The sequence below is a fragment of the Enterobacter sp. RIT637 genome (genome assembly GCF_019718755.1).
In the GTDB taxonomy this organism is placed as follows: Bacteria; Pseudomonadota; Gammaproteobacteria; order Enterobacterales; family Enterobacteriaceae; genus Enterobacter.
Window position 1 is genome coordinate 1 of the sequence record NZ_JAIHAZ010000043.1, and the last position, 969, is coordinate 969.

Here is a 969-nt window from a genome sequence, read left to right on the forward strand (position 1 = left end):
GGCACGGCTGTTCGAAGCTAAACAGAAATTCCACAAACCACAGGCGCGCTTGCCGGTTGACGATCGGGCCTAAACAGATCCATTAACAAGAGGACAGGAACAATGCCATTGACCCATGGTGTACAACATGTTGGTTTAGCCGTATCAAATCTTGAAGAGAGCGCAGCGTTCTTTACTGATTTACTGGGCTGGCAGGAAGTCAAACGACGCGACGATTACCCGGCCATCTTCGTGAAAGACGGTGCTGTGATGCTCACACTCTGGAAAACGCAAACAGAACAACCCATTCAGTTCAATCGTAAAAACAATGTCGGACTCCATCACCTGGCTTTGCAGGTGGAGACTAAAGAGGGCCTTTACCAGATCCTTGAAGTGTTGAAGGCAAATCAGGTTGAAATTGAATTTGAGCCCACCCTGCTCCGCGAGGGGCCGTCTATGCACATGATGTGCTACGAACCAAGCGGCATACGGGTTGAATTCTATTACCCGGGTTAAGTAGTTTCTGATGCCCTGTGCCAGGGACATTACCGTGATGCTATATCAGGGTAATGCCCTTGGCGGCTGTTGCCTGTGCGATTGCCGTCCTGTTAGCCGGATTGCTCACCGCAGGACGGGGGGGGCCGGGCTGCTCCTCTGCATAAGCCATACATTTAGAATTATGTGGCATGGGATCCGTGGGGCATTTGACAGGCTTTTTACGCCTACAGTGAAGGCAATTTTCTCGCTTCAGGTGCCAGTGATTATTTCGCGTCGTCGAAGCGGGTTCTGGCCTTACAGCAACGGTAAACGATCCCAAGGAGTGCCCCATGCAGCAGACACGCAGTGTCTTTCATGACGGTGAACGTGCAGTACAGGCACGTGCCGAAGTGCCAGAGGAATGGCTTAAGCAGGTGGAAGGTTTTGTACGCACCGAGATGCCTCTGCAACATCGTAACTTCTTTGAAAATCTCCCGATGCTGATTCTGGGAC

1 protein-coding gene is annotated in these 969 nt (G+C 51.5%); it reads left to right on the top strand.

The genetic code is table 11. From position 1 onward, the window contains the following. Nucleotides 1-102 precede the first annotated feature (102 nt). Complete coding sequence (locus K5E19_RS22990; RefSeq protein ID WP_221553243.1) at nt 103-495, top strand: VOC family protein; 393 nt, start codon at nt 103-105, stop codon at nt 493-495. Nucleotides 496-969: the final 474 nt, after the last annotated feature.

Excerpts from the sequence above, each read along its gene's own strand:
- K5E19_RS22990 (WP_221553243.1), top strand. The coding sequence starts at position 103 with ATGCCATTGACCCATGGTGTACAACATGTTGGTTTAGCCGTATCAAAT.